27 protein-coding genes and 1 tRNA gene are annotated in these 26,237 nt (G+C 68.0%); 19 read left to right on the forward strand and 9 right to left on the reverse strand.

Going from position 1 to position 26,237, the window contains the following annotated elements; all coding sequences use genetic code 11:
- Window positions 1-141: 141 nt before the first annotated feature.
- Window positions 142-2,739 (reverse strand): hypothetical protein, encoded by a 2,598-nt coding sequence (locus HALDL1_13390; protein ID AHG05353.1) that lies wholly within the window; start codon window positions 2,737-2,739, stop codon window positions 142-144.
- 107 nt (window positions 2,740-2,846) lie between these two features.
- On the opposite strand from HALDL1_13390, the gene HALDL1_13395 reads away from it, so the two are divergent.
- The gene (locus HALDL1_13395; protein ID AHG04480.1) at window positions 2,847-4,190 is read left to right on the forward strand and encodes a potassium transporter TrkA; all 1,344 of its coding nucleotides are present in this window, start codon (window positions 2,847-2,849) and stop codon (window positions 4,188-4,190) included.
- Entirely contained in the window at window positions 4,187-5,755 is a 1,569-nt protein-coding gene (locus HALDL1_13400; protein ID AHG04481.1) for a potassium transporter TrkH, read from the forward strand. Before HALDL1_13395 ends, HALDL1_13400 begins: the two co-directional genes overlap by 4 nt.
- Before the next feature lie 30 nt (window positions 5,756-5,785).
- Here the strand turns inward: HALDL1_13400 and HALDL1_13405 are convergent, their stop codons facing one another.
- The 3 genes from HALDL1_13405 to HALDL1_13415 form a co-directional block, all read right to left on the reverse strand.
- Window positions 5,786-8,014 carry an amino acid transporter gene (locus tag HALDL1_13405; GenBank protein AHG04482.1) on the reverse strand — a complete coding sequence of 743 codons (2,229 nt, stop codon included), beginning with the start codon at window positions 8,012-8,014 and terminating at the stop codon, window positions 5,786-5,788.
- The gene (locus HALDL1_13410; GenBank protein ID AHG04483.1) at window positions 8,007-8,444 is read right to left on the reverse strand and encodes a universal stress protein UspA; all 438 of its coding nucleotides are present in this window, start codon (window positions 8,442-8,444) and stop codon (window positions 8,007-8,009) included. The genes HALDL1_13405 and HALDL1_13410 overlap by 8 nt, the downstream gene beginning before the upstream one ends.
- 159 nt (window positions 8,445-8,603) lie before the next feature.
- Complete coding sequence (locus HALDL1_13415) at window positions 8,604-8,999, reverse strand: hypothetical protein (GenBank protein AHG04484.1); 396 nt, start codon at window positions 8,997-8,999, stop codon at window positions 8,604-8,606.
- 152 nt (window positions 9,000-9,151) lie between these two features.
- Between HALDL1_13415 and HALDL1_13420 the strand changes: the two genes are divergently transcribed.
- A complete protein-coding gene (locus HALDL1_13420) occupies window positions 9,152-9,688 on the forward strand; it encodes a hypothetical protein (protein ID AHG05354.1) in 537 nt (178 codons plus the stop codon).
- Between the two features lie 66 nt (window positions 9,689-9,754).
- Here HALDL1_13420 and HALDL1_13425 read toward each other — a convergent pair whose 3' ends face one another.
- The gene (locus HALDL1_13425) at window positions 9,755-10,093 is read right to left on the reverse strand and encodes a hypothetical protein (protein AHG05355.1); all 339 of its coding nucleotides are present in this window, start codon (window positions 10,091-10,093) and stop codon (window positions 9,755-9,757) included.
- 81 nt (window positions 10,094-10,174) lie between these two features.
- Between HALDL1_13425 and HALDL1_13430 the strand changes: the two genes are divergently transcribed.
- From HALDL1_13430 to HALDL1_13450, 5 genes are all read left to right on the forward strand, one after another.
- A complete protein-coding gene (locus HALDL1_13430) occupies window positions 10,175-10,825 on the forward strand; it encodes an adenylate kinase (GenBank protein ID AHG04485.1) in 651 nt (216 codons plus the stop codon).
- A 33-nt stretch (window positions 10,826-10,858) separates the two neighbouring features.
- Window positions 10,859-11,731, forward strand: a complete 873-nt coding sequence (locus HALDL1_13435) for an HtlB (GenBank protein ID AHG04486.1) — start codon at window positions 10,859-10,861, stop codon at window positions 11,729-11,731.
- Between the two features lie 276 nt (window positions 11,732-12,007).
- The gene (locus HALDL1_13440) at window positions 12,008-12,586 is read left to right on the forward strand and encodes a cytidylate kinase (protein AHG04487.1); all 579 of its coding nucleotides are present in this window, start codon (window positions 12,008-12,010) and stop codon (window positions 12,584-12,586) included.
- A gap of 2 nt (window positions 12,587-12,588) precedes the next feature.
- Window positions 12,589-13,479, forward strand: a complete 891-nt coding sequence (locus tag HALDL1_13445) for a tRNA pseudouridine synthase B (GenBank protein ID AHG04488.1) — start codon at window positions 12,589-12,591, stop codon at window positions 13,477-13,479.
- A 61-nt stretch (window positions 13,480-13,540) separates the two neighbouring features.
- Window positions 13,541-13,611: transfer RNA gene (locus HALDL1_13450), tRNA-Pro, on the forward strand.
- 103 nt (window positions 13,612-13,714) lie between these two features.
- Here the strand turns inward: HALDL1_13450 and HALDL1_13455 are convergent.
- Window positions 13,715-14,737, reverse strand: a complete 1,023-nt coding sequence (locus tag HALDL1_13455) for an agmatinase (GenBank protein ID AHG04489.1) — start codon at window positions 14,735-14,737, stop codon at window positions 13,715-13,717.
- A 198-nt stretch (window positions 14,738-14,935) separates the two neighbouring features.
- Here HALDL1_13455 and HALDL1_13460 point away from each other — a divergent pair, with 198 nt between their 5' ends.
- From HALDL1_13460 to HALDL1_13470, 3 genes are read left to right on the forward strand one after another with little or no spacing between them, the layout of a single operon-like run.
- Window positions 14,936-16,165 carry an allantoate amidohydrolase gene (locus tag HALDL1_13460; GenBank protein ID AHG04490.1) on the forward strand — a complete coding sequence of 410 codons (1,230 nt, stop codon included), beginning with the start codon at window positions 14,936-14,938 and terminating at the stop codon, window positions 16,163-16,165.
- 60 nt (window positions 16,166-16,225) lie between these two features.
- Window positions 16,226-16,540: a hypothetical protein gene (locus HALDL1_13465; protein AHG05356.1), complete on the forward strand. Its 315-nt coding sequence runs from the start codon at window positions 16,226-16,228 to the stop codon at window positions 16,538-16,540.
- A gap of 58 nt (window positions 16,541-16,598) precedes the next feature.
- Window positions 16,599-16,835, forward strand: coding sequence for a hypothetical protein (locus HALDL1_13470; GenBank protein AHG05357.1), 237 nt, complete (start codon window positions 16,599-16,601; stop codon window positions 16,833-16,835).
- A gap of 82 nt (window positions 16,836-16,917) precedes the next feature.
- Here the strand turns inward: HALDL1_13470 and HALDL1_13475 are convergent, their stop codons facing one another.
- Window positions 16,918-19,383: a histidine kinase gene (locus tag HALDL1_13475; protein AHG04491.1), complete on the reverse strand. Its 2,466-nt coding sequence runs from the start codon at window positions 19,381-19,383 to the stop codon at window positions 16,918-16,920.
- Between the two features lie 122 nt (window positions 19,384-19,505).
- Window positions 19,506-20,564 carry a hypothetical protein gene (locus HALDL1_13480; GenBank protein ID AHG04492.1) on the reverse strand — a complete coding sequence of 353 codons (1,059 nt, stop codon included), beginning with the start codon at window positions 20,562-20,564 and terminating at the stop codon, window positions 19,506-19,508.
- A gap of 176 nt (window positions 20,565-20,740) precedes the next feature.
- Between HALDL1_13480 and HALDL1_13485 the strand changes: the two genes are divergently transcribed.
- The 4 genes from HALDL1_13485 to HALDL1_13500 all read left to right on the forward strand — a co-directional run bounded on the left by HALDL1_13485 (window position 20,741) and on the right by HALDL1_13500 (window position 23,627).
- A complete protein-coding gene (locus HALDL1_13485) occupies window positions 20,741-21,511 on the forward strand; it encodes a molybdenum cofactor biosysynthesis protein (protein ID AHG04493.1) in 771 nt (256 codons plus the stop codon).
- A 65-nt stretch (window positions 21,512-21,576) separates the two neighbouring features.
- Entirely contained in the window at window positions 21,577-22,179 is a 603-nt protein-coding gene (locus HALDL1_13490; GenBank protein ID AHG04494.1) for a LemA family protein, read from the forward strand.
- 4 nt (window positions 22,180-22,183) lie between these two features.
- Entirely contained in the window at window positions 22,184-23,086 is a 903-nt protein-coding gene (locus HALDL1_13495) for a hypothetical protein (protein AHG05358.1), read from the forward strand.
- Between the two features lie 88 nt (window positions 23,087-23,174).
- Window positions 23,175-23,627, forward strand: coding sequence for a hypothetical protein (locus HALDL1_13500; protein ID AHG05359.1), 453 nt, complete (start codon window positions 23,175-23,177; stop codon window positions 23,625-23,627).
- Window positions 23,628-23,740: 113 nt separating this feature from the next.
- Here HALDL1_13500 and HALDL1_13505 read toward each other — a convergent pair whose 3' ends face one another.
- Window positions 23,741-23,935 (reverse strand): cold-shock protein, encoded by a 195-nt coding sequence (locus HALDL1_13505; GenBank protein AHG04495.1) that lies wholly within the window; start codon window positions 23,933-23,935, stop codon window positions 23,741-23,743.
- A gap of 76 nt (window positions 23,936-24,011) precedes the next feature.
- Here HALDL1_13505 and HALDL1_13510 point away from each other — a divergent pair, with 76 nt between their 5' ends.
- From HALDL1_13510 to HALDL1_13525, 4 genes are all read left to right on the forward strand, one after another.
- Window positions 24,012-24,326 (forward strand): acetyltransferase, encoded by a 315-nt coding sequence (locus HALDL1_13510; protein AHG04496.1) that lies wholly within the window; start codon window positions 24,012-24,014, stop codon window positions 24,324-24,326.
- Window positions 24,327-24,422: 96 nt separating this feature from the next.
- Window positions 24,423-25,112 carry a KaiA binding protein gene (locus HALDL1_13515; protein ID AHG04497.1) on the forward strand — a complete coding sequence of 230 codons (690 nt, stop codon included), beginning with the start codon at window positions 24,423-24,425 and terminating at the stop codon, window positions 25,110-25,112.
- Window positions 25,112-25,552 (forward strand): hypothetical protein, encoded by a 441-nt coding sequence (locus HALDL1_13520; protein ID AHG04498.1) that lies wholly within the window; start codon window positions 25,112-25,114, stop codon window positions 25,550-25,552. Before HALDL1_13515 ends, HALDL1_13520 begins: the two co-directional genes overlap by 1 nt.
- Window positions 25,553-25,589: 37 nt before the next feature.
- A complete protein-coding gene (locus HALDL1_13525) occupies window positions 25,590-26,237 on the forward strand; it encodes a hypothetical protein (protein AHG05360.1) in 648 nt (215 codons plus the stop codon).

A 26,237-nucleotide genomic window follows, 5' to 3' on the forward strand; every position in this document is an offset into this window, starting at 1 on the left:
GTCGACGACACGACCGGACAGTGGAATCGTAACCCACGTACACCGTTTACGATAGCCTAAACTATCCGGGTAGGGACGGTCGCCGGTATCGTCACGGACGGGGCCTGACCACGGCCCGGCCGTCGGTGGGCCGCCGGTGCGTCAGCCCCCGCCGGTCTCGAACTCGAAGCGCGCGCCGCCGTTCCCGCTCTCCGCGAGCGTCACCGACCAGCCGTGGTTCTCCGCGATGTTCTCGACAATGGCGAGCCCGAAGCCCGTGCCGTCCGCGGCGGTAGTGTAGCCCATCTCGAAGACGTCCTCGTGGTCGTCCGCGGGGATGCCCGGCCCGTCGTCCTCCACGAAGAAGCCCGCGCGGTCCTCTAGGGGGCAGACCCGGATCTGGACTGCAGTCTCCTCCTCGGCGATGGAGCCGTCGAGTTGCGCCTGGGCGACCGGCGGGGAGCCGTGGTCGACCGCGTTGCGGAACAGGTTCTCGAACAGCTCCTGGAGGCGGCCGCGGACGGCCTGTACGGTCACGTCCTCCAGGTCGAGGCCGAGGTGGGCCTCGCCCGTGTCGACAGAGTCCCATGCGGCGACGGCCGCGACCTGCAGCGGCACCGTCTCCGTCTCGCGGCCGTCCGTGCCGTCGCGGGCGAGCGCGAGCAGTTCCTCGAGAATCTCGTCCATGCGGTCGAGCGAGCCCTCGACGCGGTCGAGCGCCGATTCCTCCTCGTGCTGTCGGTACTGGTCGAGCCACCCGGTGGCGACGTTGAGCGGGCTCCGGAGGTCGTGGCTGACGACGCTCGCGAACTCGTTGAGCCGTTCGTTGCGGGCCTCCAGTTTCCGCTCGCGGCGGTTGCGCTCGGTGACGTCACGGAGCACGCCGATGGTGCCCCGGAACTCCTCGTCGAACGGCCGGAGCGCGAGGTGGCACTCCACGATGCGGGACTCGTCGGTGTCCTTCGGGTACGCGTGGAACTCGAACTTGTCCTTGGCGTCGCCCGTCGTGGAGAGCAGTCCGCTGACCGTCTCCTCGTAGCGCGGGATGACCTCCGGGTCGAAGACGCCGTCCGCGACCATGTCGGGGACGCTCATCGACTCCAGTTCCGACTGCGAGTAGCCGGTGAGGCTGGCGACCTGCGCGTTGCCGCTCACGTAGTTCGCAGCCTCGTCGACGATGAAGACGCCGTCGGGCGCCGTCTCGACGATGGTCTCGTACTGGCGCCGCTCCCGGTCGTGCTGTCGGCGGTCACTGACGTCGCGGCAGACGGCGAGCACCGCCGGTTCGCCCTCGTACGTGATGGTCGATGGGGTGAACTCGATGGGGACGCGTTCGCCGGTCACGCTCAGCGCGTCGAACTCGTAGCGCTTCTCGACGCCTTCGCCCTCGATGCGACGTTCGAATCGCTCGACCACCGTTTCGCGGTGATTAGGTGCCACGACGTCCGCGATGGGCGTCCCCTCGACGGACTCCGGGTCGGCGTCGAGAATCTCGGCGGCCCGAGAGTTGGCGAACTGCAGTCGCTCGTCCTGGGCGATGATGACGCCGTCGTTGGCTTCCTCGACGACCGTCGCGTACTTCTCCTCGCTCTCCCGGAGTTTGCGCTCGCGGCGCTTGCGCTCGGTGACGTCGCGAACGACGCCCACGGTCCCCTGGAACTCGACGTCGAAGGGGAGCAACGCGATGTGGACCTCGACGCTCTCGACGTGGTCGGCCCAGTTCTCGCCGCTCATCTCGGTGATTCCCGCCTCGTCGTCGCCCTCCAGGAGGTCCCGGATGATCGCCTCGCCGGCCTCGATGTCCTCGTCGGACATCACGACCGAACAGTGCTCGCCGACGAGGTCGTCGCGGTCGTGGCCCGTCAACTCCTCGAAGGCGTCGTTGACGAACGTGAACACGCCCTCCTCGTCGAGCGTGTAGACGGCGTCACCGACCGCCTGCACGATGGTCTGGACGCGCTCGATCTCCTGTTCGTGTTTCACGCGGTCGGTGATGTCCGTGAACGAGGCGACGACCCGGTCGACCTGGCCGTCGTCGCCGAACAGCGGCGCACAGTGCATCACGAGGTACTTCCGCCAGCCGTCCGGCCACTCGATGGCGAGGCGTTCGCCGTGGAGCGACTGGCCCGAGCGCGCCACCCGCCTGGCGGGGTGGTCGCGCTCGGGAATCGGCTCGCCGTCGAGGGTCTCGAAGGTCCACTCGGGGGTGGTCGGGAGGTCCGCGTCCGCGAGGCCGAGGGTCGCCTTCGCGCGGTCCGTCGCCGACGCGACGCTGCCGTCCGGCTGGAAGACGACAGAGCCGGGCGTGGTCGTCAGCACCTGCTCGAGGAGGTGTTTCTCCTCGCGGAGCGCCTGCTTCGAGCGCCGCTTCTCGACGGCGTTGCGCAACCGGTTGGCGAGGACGGCGTACTGGTCGGTGCCGCTGGCCTTCTGGAGGTAGTCGGTGACCCCAGCGGAGATGGCGTCGCTGGCGATCTCCTCGCTTCCCTTCCCCGTGAACAGCACGAACGGGAGTTCCGGGTCCCGTTCCCGGACGGCGGCCAGGAACTCCAGGCCGTCCATCCCCGGCATGTCGTGGTCGGAGACGACGCAGTCGACCGTCGCCGTCTCGAGGAACTCGAGGGCGGGTTCCGCTGCCGGCCGCGTCGTCACGTCGAACTCCTCGGCCTCCCGCTCGAGGTACGTGGCCGTCAGGTCGGCCATCGACTCGTCGTCCTCGACGAGGAGGAGGTGGACTGGAGCGCCCGAACCTCGTGTCATTCTCTCACACTGTATGGCGCGGGACAATAAACGTTGTAGTCGGTTCCGAAGCCCTATTGGGACGGAGGTTCCACCAACTGAACATGCTAACCGGGGGCGCAGCCTGAATGCGCATCCTCATCGTGGGTGCCGGCGAAGTCGGGTCGAGTATCGCGAACAGCCTGGCCGACGGACACGAGGTCGTCGTCGTCGACGTCGACCCCGAGCGCGTCGAGGCGATGACCTATTCCCACGACGTGCTCGCGGTCACCGGGGACGGCACCGACCTCGAGGTGCTCCTGGAGGCCGAAGTCGAGCGCGCCGACATCGTCATCGCGAGCACCGACGACGACGAGACGAACCTCGCGACGTGTGGTACCGTCAACACCGTCAGCGACGCGTTCACCATCGCGCGCGTCAAGAACACCACCTACCTCGACACGTGGCGGAACCACCGTGGCGCGTTCGGCGTCGACTTCATGGTGTGTACGGACCTGCTGGCGGCGGAGGCCATCGTCCGCATCGTCGGTCTCCCGACCGCCCGCGACGTCGACCCGTTCGCCGGCGGCCACGTGGAGATGGCGGAGTTCGAGGTGCCCCTCGACAGTCCGCTCGCGGGCCAGACCATCGCCGAGGCCGACGAGTTCGACGAACTGACGTTCGTCGCGGTCATCCCGGAGTCCGCCAACGCCGCCGTGATACCCCGCGGAGACACCGTCATCGACGGTGACGCCCGCGTCGTCGTCATCGGGCGTCCGGAGGCGGTCCGGGAGTTCTCGGGGGCGATCAACCCCGTTGAGGCTGCCGACGACATCAAGGACGTGGTCATCGTCGGCGGGAGCACGACCGGCGAACTGACCGCCGAACTCCTCGTCGAGCGGGGCATCAAGCCGCGCATCATCGAGGTCGACCAGGACCGAGCGCGGGAACTCGCCGAACGCATTCCGGCGGCGACCATCCTCTCCCACGACGGCACCGACCCCGAGTTCCTCACGCGCGAACACGTGCAGAACGCGGACGTGGTGGTCGCCACCCTCGGCAGCGACGAGCGGTCGCTGCTGGCGGCGCTCATCGCGAAGCGCGTCGGCGCGACGCGGGCCATCGCGGTCGTCGAACAGGCCCGCTACGTCGACCTCTTCGAGACGGTCGGCGTCGACGTGGCCGTCAACCCGCGGCAGGTCACGGCCGAAGAGATCACGCGGTTCACGCGCGAGCGCCGTGCCGAGAACGTCGCCATCATCGAACCCGGCGGCGCGGAAGTGCTGGAGATCCAGGTCGACGAGCAGAGCGTGCTCGCCGACCGCGCCATCCGAGACGTGGCCGCCGACCTCCCCGACGGCGTCGTCATCGGCGCCATCACGCGCGGTGACGACTACGTCACCCCGCGCGGTGACACGGTCGTCCACGTGGGCGACCACGTGGTCGCGTTCGTGCGCGCCGACGCCATCGAGGAAGTTACGGCGAAGCTATGAAGGTACGGGTGGACTGGCGGGCGAGCCTCGCGCTCGTGGGGACAGTCGTGAAGTGGCTCTCGGTGCCGCTCGTGGCCCCGCTAGTCGTCGCCCTCTACTACGGGGACGGCGGCATCGCGGCCTTCGGCGCGACCATCGTCGTCGCGTTCACCGCGGGGGTGGCCCTCGAATCCCTCGGCGACCCAGAGGAGATGCGCGCCCGAGAGGGGTTCCTGATGGTGGCGGTGACGTGGCTCGCGGTGAGCATCGTCGGCGCCGTCCCCTACCTGCTCGCTGCACACGGCGTCCCCGGCGTCCTGCCGGCGACCGCCCCTGGGTCGACGCTCGCGAACCCGGTCAACGCCGTCTTCGAGTCGATGAGCGGATTCACGACCACGGGAGCGACCGTGCTGGGCTCCATCTCCTTCGAGACGCACTCCCACTCGGTGCTGCTGTGGCGACAGCTCACCCAGTGGCTCGGTGGGATGGGTATCGTCGTGCTCGCCGTCGCCATCCTCCCGGAGCTCTCGGTCGGCGGCGCACAGCTGATGGACGCAGAGGTCCCCGGCCCCGGCATCCAGAAGCTCACGCCCCACATCGCGGAGACGGCGCGGGTGCTCTGGCTCGCGTACGCCGGCATCACCGCACTGGAAATCGTCCTGCTGTACGGCCTCCACGTCGGCGGCTTCGCGCCGAACATGGGGGTGTACAACGCAATCGCCCACGGGCTGACGACGATGGCCACCGGCGGGTTCAGCCCGGAGGCGCGCTCCATCGAGGCGTTCTCGGCGGCCGTCCAGTGGCTCATCGTGCCGTTCATGGTCGCGGCGGGGACGAACTTCGCGCTGTTCTGGCACGTCATCCAGGGGGACACCCAGGAACTGTTCGAGGACGCGGAGTTCCGGTTCTACGTCGGCGTCGTCGGGACACTGACCGCACTGCTCGCGGCAATCCTGTTCACGGGGCCGGCGCTCGGTCTCGGGGACGCCGTCGCGCCGGTCGCGGGGAACGCGGAGGATGCGCTCCGTCACGCCGCGTTCCAGGCAGCCTCCATCGTCACCACGACTGGGTACGCGAGCATGGACTTCAACCAGTGGAGCCAGCCGGGGAAGATGGTGCTGTTCGTGGCCCTCTTCCTCGGCGGGAGCGCGGGGAGCACGGGCGGTGCGGTGAAGATGGTGCGCTGGCTGGTCATCCTGAAGTCGCTCAAGCGGGAGCTGTTCGTCACCGTCCACCCGGACGCCGTCCAGCCCCTCCGGCTGGCCGGCCAGGCGCTCGACGAACGCGGCGTCCGCGGCATCTACGCGTTCACGGCGGTCTACTTCTCGCTGTTCGTCTTCGGCACGGTGTTCGTGGCTATCGACGCCGGACGCATCCAGGAGACGGTGACGGGCTTCGAGGCGATGAGCGCAGTCGCCGCGACCCTCGGCAACGTCGGTCCGGGGTTCGGCATCGTCGGCCCGATGAACAGCTACCTCCCGTTCCCCAACTCGTCGAAGCTGCTGATGGTCGGGCTGATGTGGGTCGGCCGCCTCGAGATACTGCCGGTGCTCGTGCTGTTCACTGGGTCGTACTGGCAGTCGTAGCGGTCGGCCGGGGCGACGGGCCGCGGCGACTCAGCCGAACAGCCGTTCGGTGAGTGACCGGGTGCGCTGTTTCTCCGCGAGCACGACCGAGCAGTCCACGTCGTCGACCACGTCGAGGACCAGCGAGCCGCTGACGAGACGCCCGAGCAGACCGCGTTCCGTCGCACCGACGACGAGCATCGTGGCGTCCTCGGCGGCGGTCTCGATGGCGGTCTCGACGTCACCCGTCTCCACGCGCTGCTGGGCGTCCAGCAGGCCCTGATCGGCGGCCCAGTCGTCGAGGAAGGCACTGCCCTCGTCGAGGTCGTCCGCGACGTGGAGCAGCGTCACCTCGCTGCCGTACTGGTCGCGGAGGTACCGCGCGATGGCGGCGCCCAGTTCGGAGTCGGGGCCGCCGGCCGTCGGGAGGACGATCCGGGACGGGTCGAACCCGCGGTCCTTCATCACGAGCACGTCACACGGCAGGTCGCCGGCGAGTTCGGCCATTCCGGACTCCGCGCGGCCCGGCGACCCGTGGCTGTCCTCTCCCCACCCCATCATGAGCATGTCGGCGTCGTGACTCCGGGCGGCGTCGAACAGTTCTTCGAACGAGCGGTGCGAGAGGATGGTGTGGGTCTCGACGGGGACGCCGAAGTCCTCCGCGTCGGCCCTCGCCTTCGCGAGCAGTTCCTCGCTGTTCGCGTCCAGTTGCTCGACGTGGTCGGCCCCGTACTGCAGGCTCGTCTGGTCGGGCACCTGGACGACGTGGACGGCGATGACGCGGCCGTCGTTGGCCTTCGCGGCGGTCGCAGCCAGCGAGATGAGTTCCTTCTCGGTCTCCGGGTTCGCGAGCGGGACGACGACGCGGTACTGACCGCCGTCCGGCTGGACGCTGCTGGCGGCCGCGACGGCCGTTTCGGGCATCTCCTCGGCCCGTGAGAGGACGTACTGTCCGAGAATGCCCTGCTTCTCGGTCCGCGAGCGCGCGTAGACGAAGTACCAGAGCACGGCGCCGGCGACCAGCGCGAAGCTCAGCGCGACGATGAGTTGGCTGATGAACGCGATGAGCGCGAACGACGTGAGCATCCCGAGAATCGGCGTGAACGGGTAGAATGGGACCTCGTAATCCGGGTCGTAGTCGGCGGGGTCGGCCTCGCGCATGACGATCAGCGCGACGTTCAGCAGGCCGTAGATGATGAGGTGGAGGACGCTCCCCATCGTCGCGAGTGCTTCGACGGTGCCGGCGACGATGAACACGAGGATGAGCACGCCCGTGACGGCGATGGAGCGGTACGGCGTGGCGAACCGGGGGTGGATCTCGTTGAGGTCGGGCGTGACGATGTTGTCCCGCCCCATCGCGAAGTTGATCCGCGAGGACGCGAGGATGGAGGCGTTCGCCGACGAGGCCGTGGCGAGCAGTCCGCCGAACAGGAGCGCGGCGGCGCCGACCGGACCCATGAGCAGACGGGACACCTCCACGACTGCAATCTTGTCGTCGCTCAGTCCCCCGATGAAGCCGGGGTCGACCGCGGCGCTCATTGCGACGAGGACGAGCGCGTAGATGACCGTGACGAGGAGGACGCTCCCGATGACGGCGCGCGGGAGGTTCCGGCCTGGGTCCTTGATCTCCTCGGCGACGCTCGTGATCTGGACGAAGCCGAGGTAGGAGACGAAGATGATGCCCGTCGTCGTGAGCATCGGACTGAACCCCTTGCTGTCTGGGAGGTTCGCGGTCTCGGCGTTCAGCGCCCCGAAGACGGTGAACACGGCGAGAATGGCGACCAGTATGACGACGATGACGTTCTGGAGACGGCCGGTCTCCTTCGCGCCGACGTAGTTCACCGCGATGAACAGCCCCGCGCCGATCAGCGCGACGAGTTTGATAGATGGGACGACGAGCGGTCCGACGACGAACGCGTCGGGCATCCCGATGATGTTCTGGATGTACTTCCCGAAGCCGACCATGTAGAACGCCGAGGCGAACGCGAGGCCGAGCCAGTTAGACCACCCCGCAATCGACCCGAACAGCGGGCCGAGGGCGTGGTTGACGTAGTAGTACGCGCCGCCGGATTTCGGCATCGCGGTGCCGAGTTCGCTGGCAGAGAGCGCCGTCAGCAGCGCGATGCCACCGCCGAGGAGGAACGAGACGACCGCCAGCGAACCGGCGTCGCTGATTGCCTGCCGCGGGAGCACGAAGATGCCGGCACCGATCATCGTCCCGACGCCGATGGTCAGCGCGGCGAGCGGCCCGAGGTCCTTCGCGAGTTCCTCGTCACTCATCCTCGTCCTCCGCCGGGAGCACGACGACCGGGCGGTCGGCCTGTTTCACGAGGTCGTGGGCGTGGTCGCCGGTGAGGAGGTCGAACCACCGACTGCCGTCGCGCGGCGTGAAGGCAATGGCGGAGGCGTCGTGGTCGCGGCCGGCCGCGAAGATGGCGTCCGCGACGTCCGTGTCGAACCGGAGGTCGGTCTCGACGGGAACGCCCGCGTCCGCCGCGGCGTCCTCGACGACCGCGAAGATCTCGGCCGCGTACTCCTCACGCTGCTCGACGCCCGCCTTGTCGACGGCGCCGCCGGCCTTCTCGATGACGTGGACGAAGACCACCTCTCCGCCCGCGGACGCGACCCGGGGGAGGACCGCCGCGGCGGTCGTTCGGGCATCGTCCTCGCTGGCGACCGGGACGACGACGCGGTCGAGCAGGTCACCCATTCGGACCACCCCGGTCGCCCCGCGCCGTGGGTCGAACACCGGTTGCTGACTGAGCCGCGGTTGTAGAAATCATACTCCCGCGTGGGAACCGGAGAACCTTATAAGTACGACTCTGCGGCCAGGTCGTGGTGGTGGATGCTGGCCGGCCGACCACTCGCCTCAGATCTCGACGGCCCACAGACGGAAGTCTTCAGGGAGGTCGTAGACCGCCCGGAAGACGGCATCGACGAACTGGCCGACCCGTTCGTCGTCGGCGCGCGCCTCGATGCGGACGTTCGTCCCGGGGGCGTCCTCCTCGGTGTCGCGGGCGGTGACGGTGAACGCGCCGAAGCGGGCGAGCACGTCGCTCAGGGCGTCGAGTTCCTCGTCGGTGCAGTCGAGGTTGAGCGTCCCGTCGGCGTACTGCACCCACGGCGGGAGGAACTCCGGGTCGTCGCTCGGGTCGCCGTCGGCCTCCAGCGTGCAGAACGCACTCTCCCGCTCTCGGTGGGCGGCGACGGCGTCCGCGACGAGCGCGACGCGCTCGGCCTCCGTCTCGGCGTCGAATCGGGTCATACCCGCAGTTCGACGCCCGCCCACTAATGGGAACCGGGTTCGGTCCAGGGCGCGAAGGACGCGGCCGGCCTATCGGCCATCAGTTGTTGGCACGATACCACTCAGATGGTTTGCAAACGTTTACCCGTAGCGTCGGTGTGCGTCGGAGTAGTATGCCAGACCAACCCGAACAGGGGGCAGGGAGCGAACGGAGTCGGCCAGCGGAGGGCGAACCGTCGCTCGTCGACGAGTTACAGCAGCCGACGCCGATGCGGTACATCAAGTTCGCCGTCGCGATGTTCGCCGTCGTCGGCGTCGGGTACGGCCTGACGTTCTGGCTGTTCTCCGAACTCGGCAACATGGGGAGTACCGGTGGCGCGTTCCTCGTCGGCATCGGGTCGTTCTTCGGCCTCCTGCTCGGGCCGGTGGTCGCCGTGGGCACGGGCGCGTACACGGCCCTGAACTGGGAGGGCGAGGAGACGAAACTCGTCGCCGCGGCCGCCGGCGTCGGTGCTGCTGCCGGCTACGTCGTGCTCGTCATAGTGCTGTTGCTGTTCGCCAGTCTGTCCTCCTCGGGCGGGGCCGGCGGTGGCGGCGGTGGGACCAGCCTCCCCGGCGGGACCGGCGGGACGCTCGGGTTGCTCCTGGGAATCGCCGCGACGGCCACGCTCACCGTCTACCTGACGGCCCGCGTCCGCATCGAGTCCTGAGGGAGGCGGACCCATGTCCGGCGTCGTTCTGAACTGCACTCCGAACGCACCGCAGCGACTGCCACGCTACCGCGGGGTGGCCAGCGCGCTCACCCAGCGGCCGTCCGCGCGGACCTCGCCCGCGAGGCCGGCGTCCCCGAGCAGGCCGGAGAACTCCTCGCCGCCGTAGTACGCGAAGAAGCGGTCGTCGCCACCGCCGTGGTCGTCGTCGGGTTCGAACCCCGCGCTCTCGCCGCGTTTCACCGAGCAGAACAGCACGCCGTCGTCGGCGAGCACACGGTCACCGGTCAGCGCGTCGAAGAACGGGTCGCCGTGGCCGTCTGCGACGCTGCCCGCGCGGTACTTCTCGCAGTAGACGTCGGCGTGGGCCTCGTAGGTCGCGGCGGTGCGGAGGGACTCGTCCATGCGCTCACTCGCTGCCGTGGGCGCTTCGAAGTTTCGGCCGGAAACAACACCTCCTTAATCGGGGCCGCAGAACACAACTGTATGAGTAGTCCACACGTGCTGATTCTCGGCGCGCCGGGCGCCGGGAAGGGCACGCAGAGCCGTCGTCTCACCGAGGAGTTCGGCATCGAACACGTCACGACCGGTGACGCGCTCCGGGGGAACAAGGGGATGGACATCAGTCACCTCGACCTGGAGTACGACACGCCCGGCGAGTACATGGACGCGGGCGAACTCGTCCCCGACCCGGTCGTCAACGAGATCGTGAAGAAGGCCCTCCAGGAGGCCGACGGCTACGTGCTCGACGGCTACCCGCGCAACGAGAGCCAGACCGAGTACCTCGACTCCATCACCGACCTCGACGTCGTGCTCTACCTCGACGTCGCCGAGGAGGAGCTCGTCCGCCGGCTGACGGGCCGGCGCGTCTGCGAGGACTGCGGCGCGACCTACCACGTCGACTTCGACCCGCCCGAGGAGGCAGGCGTCTGCGACGAGTGCGGCGGCACCCTCTACCAGCGCGAGGACGACACCGAGGAGACCGCCCGCGAGCGCATCCGCGTCTACGAGGAGAACACCGCGCCCGTCGTGGAGTACTTCCGCGAGGAGGGCGTGCTCGCCGAGATTGACGGCGAACAGACCCCCGACGAGGTCTGGGACGGCGTCCGGGACGCGGTCGCCGAGCGAACAGCGTAAGAGGTTCAAGCGGTCGCCGCAAAGGGGCGCATAATGGTACGAACCGCGGAGAAAGTCCGCTCGCTGGTCCGGGAGGACCCCGAGATGGCGACTATACTGGACGACCTCCTCGACCAGGAGGGCGAACTCCACTGGCAGGACGTCAACGGCGACGTCTCCAGCGGCCAGTGGGGCCGCCTCCTCGAGAAGGACCTCCTCGTCGCGGCCGACGATGGGTTCCGGTTCGCCGACCCGGAAGGGGTCCGCGAGGGCCTCGGTCCAGAGGAGGAGACCGACGAGGAAGCCCCGGAGACGACGTCGTGGTCGAAGTGGGACAAACTGGCTGGCGTCGGCGCCGTCGGCGCGATGGTCGGTTACAGCGTCACCCCAATCCGGAACGCGGTCGGCGGGAGCGTCGAACTGCTCATCGGTCCCATCGACGCCGTTCTCCCGTTCTACGTCGTCGTGATGGTGCTGGCGGTGCTCACCGGCCTCTACTCCACGCTCCTGCAGGCGAACCTCACCGACATGTCGAAGATGTCTGAGTACCAGGAGCGCGCGAAGGACCTCCAGGACCGGATGTCCGATGCCAAGGAGCGGGGCGACGAAGCAGAGATCGAGCGCCTGCGGGAGGAGCAGATGGAGGCGTTCGGTGACCAGGCGAACATGCTCAAAGAGCAGTTCCGCCCGATGGTGTGGATCATGCTGCTCACCATTCCGGTGTTCCTCTGGATGTACTGGAAGCTCGGCAGCGGACGGGTGCCGACGGAGGAACTCCAGATGACCCTGCCGCTGATGGGCGAGGCGAACCTCAAGAGCGGGCGCGCCCTCGTCTTCCCGGTGTGGATCATCTGGTACATGCTCTGCTCGTTCAGCTTCTCGAACGTCATCCGGAAGGCGCTGAACATCCAGACGACGCCCACCTAGGAACACCCACTCTTTACAGCCCACTTTTTCCAGCGCTCGCGCGCCGCTGGCTCGCTCGCTTGCAAAAACTTGGGGAAAAGCACTCCTCCTTCGGTCCCTCCGTCAGAGCAAGCTCTGACGTGCTCTCGTTCGCCTTGGGCTCACGAGAACTCCGGTCCCTCAGTCGTCGGCCCGAGCGCTCACGTTGTTCGCGCTCGGTGAATCGTGCTCGTTCCGACGCGCAGCGGCTCCGCGCCGCTTCAAAACCTCTTTGTCGCCGCCGCTCCCAGCACGGATATGTTAGTCACCATCTCCGGGCCGCCGGGGAGCGGGAAGAGCACCGTCGCTTCCGCGCTCGCCGACCACCTCGACTACGACCACACGTCGGGGGGCGACATCTTCCGCGGGCTCGCAGACGAGCGAGGGCTCACCCTCGAGGAGTTCAACGAACTCGCCGAGGAGGACCCCCAGATCGACAAGGACCTCGACCACCAGCTCCGTGAGACCGCACGGAACCGCGACGACGTCGTCCTCGAATCGCGGCTCGCCGGCTGGATGGCGGGGGAGTACGCCGACATCAAGATCTGGCTCGACGCCCCCCTGGGCGTGCGCGCCCGCCGCATCGCCGAACGCGAGGACAAGACACCGGCCACGGCGCGCGCGGAGACGGAGAAGCGCGAACAGTCGGAGGCCGCGCGGTACGCCGAGTACTACGGCATCGACTTCGACGACCTCACTATCTACGACCTCTCGGTGAACACGGCGCGCTGGGGGCCGGACGCGGTCACCGACATCGTGCTCTACGCCGTCGACTCCTACGTGGCGTCCAGCGACGAGGGGCCGACGCCCATCGAGGAAGTCCGCTACCAGTTCTGACGATGCTCCGCTCCGCCCCCGAGGACCGCGACCCCGAAGCCATCCTGGAGTTCGGCGTCCTGAACCTCGACAAGCCGCCCGGCCCCTCCGCCCACCAGGTGTCGGCGTGGGTCCGGGACATGACCGGCGTGGAGAAGGCCGCCCACGCGGGCACGCTCGACCCGAAGGTGACGGGCTGTCTCCCGATACTCACGGGTGCGGCGACCCGCCTCGCGCCCGCGCTCCTCGAAGGCCCCAAGGAGTACGTCACCGTCCTCGAACTCCACGCCGACCCGCCCGCCAACCTCGAATCCGTTGTGGCGGAGTTCGAGGGACCGACCTACCAGAAGCCCCCGCGGAAGTCAGCGGTGGCGCGCCGCCTCCGCGTCCGCGAGATCTACGACCTCGACGTGCTGGAGGTCGAGAACCGACAGGCGCTCCTGCGGATCCGTTGTGAATCCGGGACGTACGTCCGGAAGCTCTGTCACGACCTGGGGCGCGCCCTGGGCACCGGCGCCCACATGGGCCACCTTCGGCGGACCGCAACCACGCCCTTCGACGACACCGACCTCGTCACGCTCCAGGACCTCTCGGACGCCCTCGCGTGGTACCGCGACGAGGACGACACTGACCCGCCCGGGAGTCCGGAGGAAGCGCTCCGGGCAGTGGTCGCGCCCGCCGAACGCGCACTCGGCCACCTCCCGAGTGTCACCATCGCGCCCTCGGCCGCCGCCGAAGTCGCAGAGGGCGCGCCAGTGTACGCACCGGGGGTCCTCGACGCGGACCCCGCCGACCGCGACGCGCTCGTCGCGTGTTACACGCCCGACAGAGCGGCGGTCTGTCTCGGCCGCCTCGTCGGCGACCCCGACGCCGACAGCGGAACGGTCGTCTCCCTCGAACGCGTGCTCGTCTGACCATCGCGCCGCCCGTGGAAAACGAAGGTCTTAATGGTAGAACTCGCATTCTTCCAGACGCGGGACCGTGGGGTAGCGGTATCCTCGGCGGATGGGGTCCGTCGGACCTGAGTTCGAATCTCGGCGGTCCCACTTTTGCGGAGCGAAATGGGAACTCGAGAGACGGCTGTCTCTCGGCGGTCCCACTTTTCACGAAGCAGGATATGAGAACGAGAGCCGTTCGTCTCTCGATAACCTACTGATTGGTGTCGCGTTTCTCCTTGCAGGCGCCGATGAACTGGCTGACGACGGCGGACGCGACGAGCGTCGTCGTGCGGTCGTAGCTCTCGAGCGGCGGGGCGACTTCCATGAGGTCCATCGCCGTCGTCTTCTCGGGGCGGCCGAGCTGGTAGACCAGCTCCTGGAGCTCGTGCGTCCGGAGTCCGCCGGGGCTCGGCACCGACGTCCCGGGTGCGTCCCCGGGTTCGAGTACGTCGATGTCCACCGAGACGTACACCGCGTCGGTGCCGTCGGTCGCGGCCGCCAGTGCGCGTTCGGCCGCCTCCCGCGGCCCGTCGAAGTGGACGTCCCGGGCAGTGATTATCTCCGCACCGTTCTCACGGACCCAGTCCACGTAGTACTTCGAGTTGTGCCAGCCGGAGAGGCCGAGTTCCACGAAGTTGTCGTGTGAGAGCTTCCCGGAGTCGTCCTCGAGGAGCCGACGAAACGGCGTCCCCGAGGAGAGTTCGCCGCCGTGGGAGTGGCGGACGTCGTGGTGGGCGTCGATGTTGACGACGCCGACGTCGCCGTCGGTGCTGTTCATCAGCCCCTTCGCAGCGGGGTAGGTCAGCGAGTGGTCGCCACCGATGGTGATGGGGACGATGTCGTTCTCGAAGAGCTCCGTGGCGACGGACTCCAGCTGGTCGTGGGCTTCGAGCACGTCCGTCTGCGTGAGGTCGACGTTGCCGAAGTCCACGATGTCGAGGCCCTCCGAGTAGTCGACGTCTATCTCGGGGTTGTAGCAGGTCCAGTACGGCATCTTGTCGCGAACTCCGTTCGGGCCCTCGCGGGAGCCCCGGGCACCGGCGACCGCCGCCGTGTCGAACGGTGCCCCGACGATGCCGACGTCGGCGGTCTCCGCACCGGGGTACTGTTCGACGACGTCGCCGAAGTTCGTCTCGTAGGGGTCCTCGATGGGGACGTTGTACCCGTCGAACGGGGTGAGCAGGTCGGTCACGTCTGCCGACAGCGCTATGCGCGATGTGGTATCGTCACTCATACCGAATACGTCTCCGTCAGATGATAAAATTATTTTGGGCAGAAGTGGGGCCAGTCCGAAAGAGGACTGTCGAATCGAGCGACGAGGACGCAGATTCTATCTCGGGGAGCCTTCGACTGACCACCGATTCGGAGATAATTTATCGTACATTTTCCCTGCGGGCGATAGTATTTGTGCCAGGGGAACCACACCGGAAGTATGACCGTGACTATCGACCCGGAGCGGTTCCGGGAGTCCTTCGAGCGGTACTCGCGTGTCGGTGCGACCGACCACGGTGGCCTCCACCGACTCGCGCTCTCCGACGCCGACAGGGAGGCACGGGACCTGTTCGTCGCCGACCTGGAGGAGCTCGGCCTCGAGGTGCGGGTCGACGAGGTCGGGAACATCTTCGGGCGACGGCCCGGTCGAGAGGACGACCTGGCGCCGGTCCTCATCGGTTCGCACCTCGACTCCCAGCCCTACGGGGGCCGGTACGACGGACAGCTCGGCGTTCTCACCGCCCTGGAGACGTTGCGGGCCCTCGAGGACGAGCAGGTCGAGACGCGTCGCCCGGTCGAGATCGTGAACTGGACGAACGAGGAGGGCGCCAGGTTCCAGCCGTCGATGCTCGGAAGTGGAGTGTTCGTGGGCAAGCACTCCCTCGAGGACGCCCTCGCCGTCGAGGACCGCGACGGCACGGTTCTCGGCGACGAGCTGGAGCGCATCGGGTACGACGGTGACGCCGAGTGTGGGGGGTACGACGTTCACAGTTTCCTCGAGCTCCACGTCGAGCAGGGGCCGACCCTCGAGAGCGAAGGGACGCCCGTCGGGATAGTCGATGGGGTGTTCGGGCTGTACTGGGCCCGGATGCGCGTCGAGGGGGAGGCCGACCACGCAGGGCCCACACCGATGCACACCCGGACCGACGCGCTGCAGGCCGCGACCGGTGCCATCGACCGAATCGGGACGATTCCACAACACCTCTCGCCCGACGCGGTCGTCACGGTCGGCGAGGTGAGCGTCCACCCGAACTCGATCAACGTCATCCCGAGTGAGGTCACGTTCACCGTCGACCTCCGGAGCTTCGACGACGGGGTCATCGAGGAGGGAATCCAGCGAGTGACCGAGGAGCTGGACGCGGCCTGTAATCGCCACGGCACGACTTACGAGGTCGAGGAGCTGCAACGCCACCAGTCGATGAACTTCTCCCCGACTGTCCGGTCGGCTATCGACGACGCCAGCGGAAGTACGGGCGTCGAGGCGATGCACTTGCTCAGTGGGGCTGGACACGACGCCCAGCACATGGACGCAGTGACCGACGCGGGGATGATCTTCGTCCCGAGCGTCGGCGGCGAGACGCACAACGAAGCGGAGTACACCGAGTGGGAGGACGCCGTGGACGGGGCGAAGGTGTACGCCGCCACGACACTGAATCTCGCCACGGAGTGACGGGGTTGGTCGGGCAGGCCACTCGCCGAACTTATCCCCTGGTGACCGCACCACAGAGGTATGGCGACGCTCGGCACGAAGCTGGTCGGGATGGACGCGGTGCCCGCGGTGCTGCACTACGAGGACGGCGGGATGGACGGCCCCCTGGAGATACAGCACGTTCAGGTGGACGACGGGACGGTGAACGCGGTGGTCCACGTGCAGGCCGGCGGGACGCAGTCGCTCGCCCGAATCACCGGCGGGCTAGACGACTCGGAACTCGTCCTCCAGATTCCGACCGAGCCCGCGGACTTCGACTCGGTCGAGGCGTTCCTGGCGGCCGACGACATCTTCGAGACGGCGAAGACCGTCGTCGATATCGAGACGCGGCTGTAGCGGAGGGCTCACTCTCCGGGGGACACATCCTTAACCCAGCACTGAGGAGCCATTGACAATGGCTACCAAACCGGGGGAGTTGCGGCCGGGGTCCCACTTCACGCTGAGCATCTGGCACCCCGACTGCTGGACGCTGGAGGTGACCGAGGACACCGACGCCGGCCTGTTGGGCCACGGCGTCTACCACGTCGAGGAGAAGGTGAAGGGGCGGTTCACCGTCTACGGGGAGTCCGAGGATGCCGCCCCCCGTGTGATTGTCAACCACGAGGAATCATTGCACAGCCGCCGGGTATAACACCCGCCCCTTCCATGAGAGGCCGCGGCGCGCACCCACCCCGAGAACCGACCGCAGGCGGACTGACCACGGCCGGGACGCTTCACTGGGGGCTGGACGCTGTCGCCGGCAGCGTGAACGAGAACGTGGTCCCCTCGCCGGGCTCCGAGTCGACCCGGATGTCGCCGCCGTGGCGCTCGACGATGCGCCGGGCGAGCGCCAGCCCGATGCCGGTTCCAGGGTGCTCCTCGTGACTGTGGAGGCGCTGGAACACCTCGAAGACGCGGTCGGCGTTCTCCGCGTCGATGCCGATGCCCTCGTCGCGCACCGACACCACCCACTCCCCCGCCTGGCGCTCCGCAGTGACGTCCACCCGTGGCGGTTCATCGCCGCTGTACTCGATGGCGTTTTTCAGGAGGTTCTGGACCAACTGCCGGAGCTGATTCGGGTCCCCGTCGACGGTCGGCAGCGACCCGTGGGTGATCGCTGCGTCCGTCTCCTCGACACGCACCGCCAGGTCGTCGAGCACGTCCGCGAGCACCTTCTCGAGGTCGACTGGCTCGAACGGGTCGCCCTGCGTCTCCACGCGGGAGTACCGCAGGAGGCCCTCGATCATCGCGCGCATCCGCTCGGCGCCGTCGACCGCGAACTCGATGAACTCCCGGCCGTCCTCGTCGAGGTCCTCGCCGTACCGCTGGTCGACCAGCTGGAGGTAACTCGACACCATCCGCAGGGGCTCCTGGAGGTCGTGGGACGCCGCGTACGCGAACTGCTCGAGGCGCTCGTTCGACGCCTCCAGTTTCTGCTCGTACACCTTGCGCTCGGTGACGTCCCGGAAGTATATCGAGAGCCCGGACTCGGAGGGGTAGACGTTGAACTCCAGCCAGGCGTCGACGGTGTCCGCGTACACCTCGAAGCTGCGCGGCTCCTGGGTCTCCGTGGCCTCGTGGAACTCCTCCCAGTAGACGCCCCCCTCCCCCGCGTCGGGGAACATCTCCCAGAGCCTCCGGTCGAGGAGCTCCTCGACGGAGTACTGCATGATGTCGGCGGCCCGCTCGTTGAGGTGCGTGAACCGCCAGTCGTCGTCGAGGGCGTAGAACGCGTCCGATATCCGCCCCAGGATCTCGCTCAGCTCTGTCTCCAGTTCGGCCTTCCGCTGTTCGAGCTGGCGCTCGCGGCGCTTCAGCTCGGTGATGTCCTCACCCGTGGTGATGACGCGCTCGATGGCGCCGTCCGGCCCGAACAGCGGTACTGCGTTCACGCTGATCAGTACGGGGTCGCCGTCCGGTGGAACGATGGTAATCTGCTCGTCGAGGACGGGTTCGTCGGTCGCGAGCACCCGGGCCGAGGGCGTCTCCTCCGGTGGTATCGTGTCGCCGTTCGCGTCGCTGATCACCCACTCGTCGGCGTCCGCGGGTTCCTCGATGAGCTCCCGTTCGGAGACGCCGAGCACCGCCTGGGCGTGCTGGTTCGCCATCACCGTCTCGCCGTCGGCGTCCTGGACCGCGATGGGAATCGGCGCCGTCCGCAGGAGCTTCTCCGTCTGGTCGCGCTCGCGGCGGAGCTGTCGTTCGTGTTCCTTCCGTTCGGTGACGTCGTCGATGGTGATGACGACCCGCTGGTCGTCGTTGTCACCACCGTCGAGTGGGGCGGCGTTGAGCGAGAGCCACCGACGGCCGGTTTCCGGGAGGTCGACCTGGCACTGGAAGTCGTACACCGACGACCCGGTGTCGACGGCGCGGCGCCAGGGGTGTTGGTCCGCCCGAATCGGCTCGCCGTCGGCGTCGTAGAGCGACCAGGAGTCGACGGCGTACGTGCCGAGTTCGGACTCCGTCACGTCGATGCGCTCGAGCATCCGGCGGTTCGCCCGAACGAGCACCCCGTCGGCGTCGACCACGCAGATGCTCACGGGAACGGTGTCGAGGATGCGCTCCGTGATGTCCCGCTCCTCGCGGAGTCGTTGTTCGTGCTCGCGGCGCTCGGTCATGTCGCGAGTCACCTTCGTGAATCCCTGTAGCAGGCCGTCGTCGTCCCGGACCTCCGTGATGGTCACGTCCGCCCAGAACCGTGAGCCGTCCTCGCGGACCCGCCACCCTTCGTCCTCGACGTGGCCCTCGGTCGCCGCCCGTTCGAGATTCGTCTCCGGCACGCCCGCCTCCCGGTCCTCGGCGGTGTAGAACGTCGAGATGTGCTCGCCGACGATTTCCTCGGCGTCGTAGCCCTTGATTCGCCTGGCGCCCTCGTTCCAGCTGGTGACCACGCCGTCCGGGTCGAGCATGAAGATGGCGTAGTCCTCGACGGCGCTCACGAACGCGCCGAACTCCGTCAGGTCCGAGCGCCCGTCCGCGTCCGGACGCCACCAGACCTGTCGCTCGTCGTCTAGCTGGCGCGTCCGTAGCACACCCCGGTCCGCGAGCGTCGCCAGGTCCCGCTCGACGGCTGCCTCGTCGCAGTCCGTGCGCCGCACGACCTCGGCGGTGGTCAGCGGCGTCGCGGGCTCCGCGAGTTGCGAGAACAGTTGGCGGACAGCCTCCGGAGTGACGTCCGGGGATGAGCCCGGTGAATCCATGGGTGGACTGAGGACGCGGACGGGTATACGCTTGGTGACGCGACGGTCGAGCGTGCAGAGATCGTCGACGGAGGCGGCGTCGACCGGTCGCCTTCGCGGCGGGAGCGCGCCGACCGCGGAGGCTATTCGGGGCTTCGGAACCGCTGCCGGCCGGCCTTGTACAGCGGCCACACGACCGGGTTGAACCCCGTCTCCATCCGGAACATCGGCACCGCGCGGCCGCCGTACTTCTGCTTGAACTGGAAGACGTTGTCAGAGTAGTGCGAGCCCGTCGGGCCGAAGCCGTACTCCTCGTACCCCTCCTCGATGCCGTACTTGATGGCGCGCTCGTGGAGCAGTTCCGAGGGGTGGTACTGGTAGTTGTCGCGGTCGGGAATCGCCGACAGCCAGTGGTGGAGGACCCCTGCCTCGTCGTCGAGGAGGTGCAGATAGCGGCCGACGTCCTCCCCGTCGACGATGGCCTTGAACACGAGGACGCGTTCGCTGAAGTTCTCGGCGAGGGACTCGAGGAACTCGAACGGGAACAGGTTCCCGCCGACTCGTTCGAGATTCTTCGCGTAGGCGTCGTAGGTCGTCTCTAACTCCTCGCCGAGGTGGGACATCTCGATGCGGTAGTCCTGCTCGTGGGCGCGCCGGAGGTCCTTCCGCCGCTCCTTCTCCATGTTCGCCTGGATCTCCTCCCAGTCGTCGTCGAGGTCGAGGAAGAAGAGGCACTTGTCGAACTGGGGCTGGTAGCCCCGTTCGTGGAGGTACTGGCCGTAGCGGACGTAGCCCAGGTCGGGAGAGGTGAAGCGGTGGGCAACGACTTCCGGACCGGTGACGGACTCGAGGCCGTCGAACAGCATGTCGAGCGTCTCGTCCTTCTCCGAGACGAGCACTGGACCGCCGTACAGGGGGTGGGCAGTCGTCGCCATCTTCAGCGGGAACTTCACCGGGAGGCGCTCGGAGACGGAGTCGGGCAGCGGCAGCTCGCGGACGAAGTTGGGCATGAACCCGACGGGGTTGCCGTTCTTCTCGACCAGAATGTGTTTCGGCTCGGGGTCGAAGGCCGTCTCGACGGCCTCGATCCACTCGTAGCGGTCGAACAGCGAGCCGTGGTCGCCCTGCTCGACCACGTTGTTCCACTGGTTTTCGTTGACCTCGGTGACGCTCTCCCGGAGCGTAGAACGGAGCTCAGACATGAGGGTACTGCCTCCGACACGGCGTGCACCGATTGTTATAACTCCACTTATGAGGACGAGGGCCACCCTATGCTCCGTTCAGACGGCCTTACTCCGGATTTCCGTGTGAGTCAGTAGCACGCATTTCGTGGCGCCATCGCCAAGAGCTATACGCTCACCGCGACACTCTTTCGACGATGGCGCGAATCGAGGACCTCCGCGTGTACCCGGTGAAGGGGCTGGACGGCGTCGCCGTCGACGAGGCTGCGGTGCTGGACGGCGGGACGCTCGCGGGCGACCGTGAGTTCGCCCTCTTCGACGCCGACGGCGACGTCGTCAACGGGAAGCGGACAGCCCGCGTCCACGACCTGCGGACCGACTACGACCCCGAGACGACCGAACTCACGGTCACGGTAGACGGGGAGCGGCGGACCTTCGACCTGGACGCGGACCGCGAGCGGGCGGCCGACTGGCTCGGCGACGTCTTCGGCCTGGACCTCACCATCGAGCGCGACGAGTCGCTCGGGTTCGTCGACCGTCGCGAGATGGGGCCGTCGGTAATCAGCACGGCGACGCTCCAGGAGGTGGCGTCGTGGTTCGACGACCTGACCGTCGAGGGCGCGCGCCGGCGACTCCGCGCGAACGTCGAGGTGTCCGGCGTCCCGGCGTTCTGGGAGGACCGCTTCGTCGGCGAGGACGCGCCCGGCTTCGAGGCCGGAGGCGTCCGCTTCGAGGGCGTGACGCCCTGCGCTCGCTGCGTGGTCCCCGAGCGCGACCCGGAGACGGGCGAACCGACGCCGGCGTTCCGCGAACGCTTCGTCTCGAAGCGCCGCGAGACGTTCCCCGAGTGGGCCGACGCGGACGCCTTCGACCACTTCTACACGCTGATGCTCATCGCCCGCGTCCCTGAGTCCGACCGCGGGCGCACGCTCCGCGTGGGCGACGACGTCACGGTCACCGAGAACTGAGGCGCAGACGGCGGGCAGAACTTTATCGGGGGACCCTGCGTACTGCCGACATGGTTTCACTCGTCGTGGCACTCGGCGGCCTCTTCGCAGTGCTCCTGGCCGGGGGCGCGGTGTGGTACCTTCTCAGCGTCTACAATCGACTCGTCAGGGTCGACGAGCGCTGCGAGAACGCGTGGTCGGACATCGACGTGACGCTGAAGCAGCGACAGGACCTCCTCGAGAAACTCGTCGACACCGCCCGGCGGGCGATGGAGTACGAACAGGACACGCTCCAGCGGCTCGTGGAAGCCCGTGAGGCAGCCCGACAGGCCGAGACGCCCGAGGAGCACGCGGAGGCTGACGTGAAGGTCCGAGAGGCGTTGGGCGGCCTCCAGCTCAACGCCCGCGCCGAGGAGTACCCGGACCTCGAGGCCGTCGACACGCTCACGACGCTCCAGAACGAGATCGCGGCGATGGAGGAACAGATTGCCGACCGCCGCGAACTGTACAACGAGGCGGTCACCTCCTACAATATCATCATCCGTCAGGTCCCCGAGGTGGTCGTCGCGAGGCAACTGGGCTACGAGCGCCGCGAGCTGTTCGAGGCGCCCGAGTCCGAACTGGCGGACGTCGATGTCGACGACCTGTTCGCGGACCGGAGCGTGGACTCCGGGGCAGAGGGGCAGTAACGGCGTGCCTGGGTGGTCAGTCGCCGCGATAGCGCTCGACGACGCGCTCGGGGGCCTCGCCGTCTCCGGGATGCTGGTCGTCATCGGCGGGCTGTTGATGCGGAGCGCGTTCCAGCGCCGCCGGCAGCGCCAGCTCATCGCGGAGACGCCCACAGAGGACGTCGAGTCGGTCACCATCGGCCCCTCTGAGGTGGCGGGGACGGCCGTCCCGGTCGACGCCGCGATGCCCGCGCCGTTCAGCGACGACGACTGCGTCGTCGCCCAGTGGACCGTCCAGCAGTTCTACGAGGACGACGACTCCTCGGGGTGGCGGACCGTCTCGTCCGGGGTGGAGTTCGTGCCGTTCTACGTCGACGACGGGACCGGCCGACTCCTGGTGGAACCGGACGAGGACGTCGTCTACGACATCAGAGAGGGGACCGAACCAGCCTTCGAGGTGCGGCGCTCCCAGAAACCGCCCGCCGCCGTCCAGCGGTTCTTCGCGGGCCGGCGGTTCAGTCCGCTGGAGAGCCTCCGCTCGAAGCTCGCCGTCGCCAGCGGGTTCGACTTCGAGGTCGGCGACGGGTTCGGCTTCGGCACCGGTGGTCGGCAGGCTGGCGACAGGCGCTACGAGCAACACCTCATCCGGCCCGGCGAGCAGGTGTACGTCTTCGGGACGGTGCAGCGGCGGGCGAGCGCGCGGTCCGCGCGGAACGCCGAGAACCTCTGCATCAAGCGCGTTCCCGAGGGCGACGAGGACCTCGAGCCGCTGTTCATGATCGCCGACTCGCCGGAGGCCCGCCTCAGGAAGGACCGGCGGTTCGCCCTGCTCTGGTTCCCGGTGGGCGCGCTGCTGGCGACCGCGGGCGTCGGCGGCGTCGTCCTCGTGCTCAGTGCCGTCTTCGACCTGAACCTACAGGTGTTCTGACAGGCGGGCCGAGCGTCGACGCCGGCCCAAATTTCACGGGTGATATTCCCACACAAAGATTGAAGAGCGTCGCCCGGGACCGCCGAGTATGTCGGAGACGTATCGTCTGGAACTCCGCTCGACGGAGACCCGCCCGTCCAGGGAGACCCAGGAGAGCGTGCTGCCCGCGATGTCACAGAAGTTCGGGCAGCGCGCCACCATCCGCTCGGCGGAACTGGGGCCGGAGGACCGCCTGCGGGCAGCGACCATCGGCACCGTGGACGTCGAGGAGTTGGACGCCCTGCGGGAACTGTACGAGTACGTCAAGCCACACCGCCTGGTCAAGGTCGGCAGCATCAAGACGAACGACGACGGCGGCGTCGTCACCCGGAAGTCACACGAGGTCGACCGCGAGGACGTGGACCGCCAGGACCGCTTCACCGTCGTCGGCGAGGTGCGAGGGGACCTGCTGATTCGCGTCCACGGCGAGAGCGAGCGGCGCGGGCGACAGGTCCGAGACGGCGGGAAACCGCTCGAGCGGGACGTCTCGGAGTCGAACTGAAGGCGCCGCCGCTGCTGGCGTCATTTGTCCTGCGGCACTCGCTCACCGCGTAAACGCGTCGCTGGTCGGCGTTGCGTCGTAAAAAGCTGAATTTCGTTGTTGTCGGAGAAAGCTTACAGGCGGGTGACGTTGGTCGCGCGCGGACCCTTGTCAGCCTGCTCGATGTCGAACTCCACTTCCTGTCCCTCCTCGAGGTCCGGACCGCCAACGTCTTCCATGTGGAAGAAAACGTCCTCGTCCTCGTCCTCAGTCTCGATGAAACCGTAGCCGCCCGTGTCGTTGAAGAAGTCAACCTTACCGTTTGCCATTGCAATTACTCCGAGGCGCGATACACGGATAACCCTTGCGAGGGTCGGAGTACCACGGCGCACTGCCCGACGATTCGTGAAATACGGTTCACGAAACGCCCTACTGTGGCGCCTGCGACCCACCAGTACGCCCGGACCGCTGTTTCTCGGCGGGGACACCGTCTCGCTGTACCCCGCGGTCGAGGCGGACATCCCGTTCCTCGTGGAAACGGCCAACGACCCGCGCGTGCGAGCGACGCAAACCAGTCCCTTGCCGAAGGACGCCGACACCTGCCGCAACCGTCTCGGCGGGACGCTCGGCCGGTACGGCGAGACGCTCGCGCTGCTCGTCTGCGTCGACGGGGAGTGGGTCGACTACGTCCGGTACGGCCTGCTCGCCGAGGCGTACTGACGGCGGTCGGCTCCGAGCCCGACTCGTCAGTCGACAGACAGCAGCGGGGTCGAGCAACCCGGAGGGATTTAAGCCCCCGCCGCGTGGCTACCGGCGATGAGGATTTCGACTGGCGTCTCTGGGCTCGACAGCCTCCTCGACGGGGGGTTGCCGGCTCGCCGCCTCTACACGCTGAGCGGGCCACCTGGAAGCGGGAAGACGACGCTCGCGTCCCAGTACGTCACCGAGGGCATCCGGAACGGCGAGGACGTGCTGTACGTGACGATGCACGAGACGCGCAACGAACTCGTCGAGGACATGTCGAACTTCGAGTTCGGCTTCGAGCGCGCCGCCAGCGCCGACCGCTTCGAGTTCCTGAACCTCACGCGCGAGCGCTCCCGCCGGTCGCTCACCCAGTACGGCCGCGAGTCGGGGCTCTCCTCCCGGCTCGCGTCGATGATCCGTCAGGAGGACTACGACCGCGTCGTCGTCGACTCGACGATGCTGCTCGCGCACTTCGCGGACGACTCGGAGGCCGAAGTCACCCACTTCGCGACGGGGCTCAAACAGACCGACGCCACCGTGTTGCTCGTCTCGGAGATGACGGACCCGACGGCGTACGCCGAGGAACACTACCTCGCCCACGGCGTCGTCTTCCTCCACAACTTCCTCGAGGAGGGCGGGATGACGCGGGGCATCCAGTTGGTGAAGATGCGCGGGACGAACATCGACTGCGACATCCGCGACGTCTCGTTCACTGGCTCCGGCCTCCGGGTGGACCCCGGCCGGAAAGTCAAGCCCCAGTGATGTACGAGGACTCGTTCTCCACGGACTGGGACGGCGACGAGATGGACCGCGAGGAGGCCATCTGGCGGGCGTACGCGCTGGGCGTGGCGGCGGCCCTGGGCGAACAGCACCCCGAGGAGTACCGCCAGCTCGTCGCCGCGACGGGGCGCTCGCTGGTGGAGATGGCCTACGACGAGGGGAAGAGTTCGGCGGCAGACCTCGACAGCCGGCTGGCGTCGGGGACCGCAGAGGAAGACGTCTCCGAGTTCCCGTCCCGCGAGCGGGCGGTGTGGTCGAAGCTCATCTCCTACCGCGAGGAGGGCGGCGACGGCGTCGCGACCAGCGGCGGCGGTCGCGACCGCGACGATCTGCCCGAGTTCCTCTATCGCATCGACCCCGACGCGCTCGACAGGGACGACCTCTCCAGACTCCGGCTTCCGGAGTTCCTCTCCCGGAAGTAATAGTTACTTTCTTAACGTTTCGTGCTGAGCGGCTGACATGGAACGCGCGAGTGGTGGCGACAGCGCCACGCAGTCCCTGGAGACCGCCACCGGGGACAGCGTGTCGGTCCGGACGCCGGAGGGGGACGTGACAGTCGGACCCGGGGAGAGGGCCCGCCTGCACACGACCAGCAGCGGTGAGTTCTCGGTGACGACGTGGCGAGAGGACGACAGCCTGACCGTCGCTGTGGAGCGCGATGGCGACGAGGCGCCGGTGGACGTGGACCTCGAACTGCCCGGCGACTGCCGCGTCGGGGCGGTGTCCACTGGGTCGGGCGACGTGGTCGTCCGCGACGTCGACGGTACGCCCGCGGTCGAGACGGCGGCCGGCCACGTCCGTATCGCCGGGACGGCGGGCGTCGAGTCGGTGTGGACTGGCGACGGCGACGCCGAGGTGTCGGTCACCACGCTCCCCGACGACGCCACCATCGAGACGGTCGAGGGCGACGTGGCACTGGAGTTCGCCCCGGCAGTCGACGCGACAGTGGAGCTCCACGTCCGGGACGGCGAGGTGGGCGAACCGGCGGCCGTGTTCGACGACGTGACGGAGCGCTCGACGAAGTACGTCCGCGGCGTTCTCGGGGACGGCGACACGTGGCTCACCGCGAAGACCGGGAGCGGCGACGCCAGCGTGCGGCGCGCGTGA

Origin of the sequence: Halobacterium sp. DL1, assembly GCA_000230955.3 — an archaeon.
Taxonomy (GTDB): Archaea; Halobacteriota; Halobacteria; order Halobacteriales; family Halobacteriaceae; genus Halobacterium.

Bases quoted from the DNA above. Each gene is read 5' to 3' on its own strand.
- HALDL1_13390 (AHG05353.1), bottom strand. From the start codon at position 2,739: ATGACACGAGGTTCGGGCGCTCCAGTCCACCTCCTCCTCGTCGAGGAC.
- HALDL1_13395 (AHG04480.1), top strand. From the start codon at position 2,847: ATGCGCATCCTCATCGTGGGTGCCGGCGAAGTCGGGTCGAGTATCGCG.
- HALDL1_13400 (AHG04481.1), top strand. From the start codon at position 4,187: ATGAAGGTACGGGTGGACTGGCGGGCGAGCCTCGCGCTCGTGGGGACA.
- HALDL1_13405 (AHG04482.1), bottom strand. From the start codon at position 8,014: ATGAGTGACGAGGAACTCGCGAAGGACCTCGGGCCGCTCGCCGCGCTG.
- HALDL1_13410 (AHG04483.1), bottom strand. From the start codon at position 8,444: ATGGGTGACCTGCTCGACCGCGTCGTCGTCCCGGTCGCCAGCGAGGAC.
- HALDL1_13415 (AHG04484.1), bottom strand. From the start codon at position 8,999: ATGACCCGATTCGACGCCGAGACGGAGGCCGAGCGCGTCGCGCTCGTC.
- HALDL1_13420 (AHG05354.1), top strand. From the start codon at position 9,152: ATGCCAGACCAACCCGAACAGGGGGCAGGGAGCGAACGGAGTCGGCCA.
- HALDL1_13425 (AHG05355.1), bottom strand. From the start codon at position 10,093: ATGGACGAGTCCCTCCGCACCGCCGCGACCTACGAGGCCCACGCCGAC.
- HALDL1_13430 (AHG04485.1), top strand. From the start codon at position 10,175: ATGAGTAGTCCACACGTGCTGATTCTCGGCGCGCCGGGCGCCGGGAAG.
- HALDL1_13435 (AHG04486.1), top strand. From the start codon at position 10,859: ATGGTACGAACCGCGGAGAAAGTCCGCTCGCTGGTCCGGGAGGACCCC.
- HALDL1_13440 (AHG04487.1), top strand. From the start codon at position 12,008: ATGTTAGTCACCATCTCCGGGCCGCCGGGGAGCGGGAAGAGCACCGTC.
- HALDL1_13445 (AHG04488.1), top strand. From the start codon at position 12,589: ATGCTCCGCTCCGCCCCCGAGGACCGCGACCCCGAAGCCATCCTGGAG.
- HALDL1_13455 (AHG04489.1), bottom strand. From the start codon at position 14,737: ATGAGTGACGATACCACATCGCGCATAGCGCTGTCGGCAGACGTGACC.
- HALDL1_13460 (AHG04490.1), top strand. From the start codon at position 14,936: ATGACCGTGACTATCGACCCGGAGCGGTTCCGGGAGTCCTTCGAGCGG.
- HALDL1_13465 (AHG05356.1), top strand. From the start codon at position 16,226: ATGGCGACGCTCGGCACGAAGCTGGTCGGGATGGACGCGGTGCCCGCG.
- HALDL1_13470 (AHG05357.1), top strand. From the start codon at position 16,599: ATGGCTACCAAACCGGGGGAGTTGCGGCCGGGGTCCCACTTCACGCTG.
- HALDL1_13475 (AHG04491.1), bottom strand. From the start codon at position 19,383: ATGGATTCACCGGGCTCATCCCCGGACGTCACTCCGGAGGCTGTCCGC.
- HALDL1_13480 (AHG04492.1), bottom strand. From the start codon at position 20,564: ATGTCTGAGCTCCGTTCTACGCTCCGGGAGAGCGTCACCGAGGTCAAC.
- HALDL1_13485 (AHG04493.1), top strand. From the start codon at position 20,741: ATGGCGCGAATCGAGGACCTCCGCGTGTACCCGGTGAAGGGGCTGGAC.
- HALDL1_13500 (AHG05359.1), top strand. From the start codon at position 23,175: ATGTCGGAGACGTATCGTCTGGAACTCCGCTCGACGGAGACCCGCCCG.
- HALDL1_13505 (AHG04495.1), bottom strand. From the start codon at position 23,935: ATGGCAAACGGTAAGGTTGACTTCTTCAACGACACGGGCGGCTACGGT.
- HALDL1_13515 (AHG04497.1), top strand. From the start codon at position 24,423: ATGAGGATTTCGACTGGCGTCTCTGGGCTCGACAGCCTCCTCGACGGG.
- HALDL1_13520 (AHG04498.1), top strand. From the start codon at position 25,112: ATGTACGAGGACTCGTTCTCCACGGACTGGGACGGCGACGAGATGGAC.
- HALDL1_13525 (AHG05360.1), top strand. From the start codon at position 25,590: ATGGAACGCGCGAGTGGTGGCGACAGCGCCACGCAGTCCCTGGAGACC.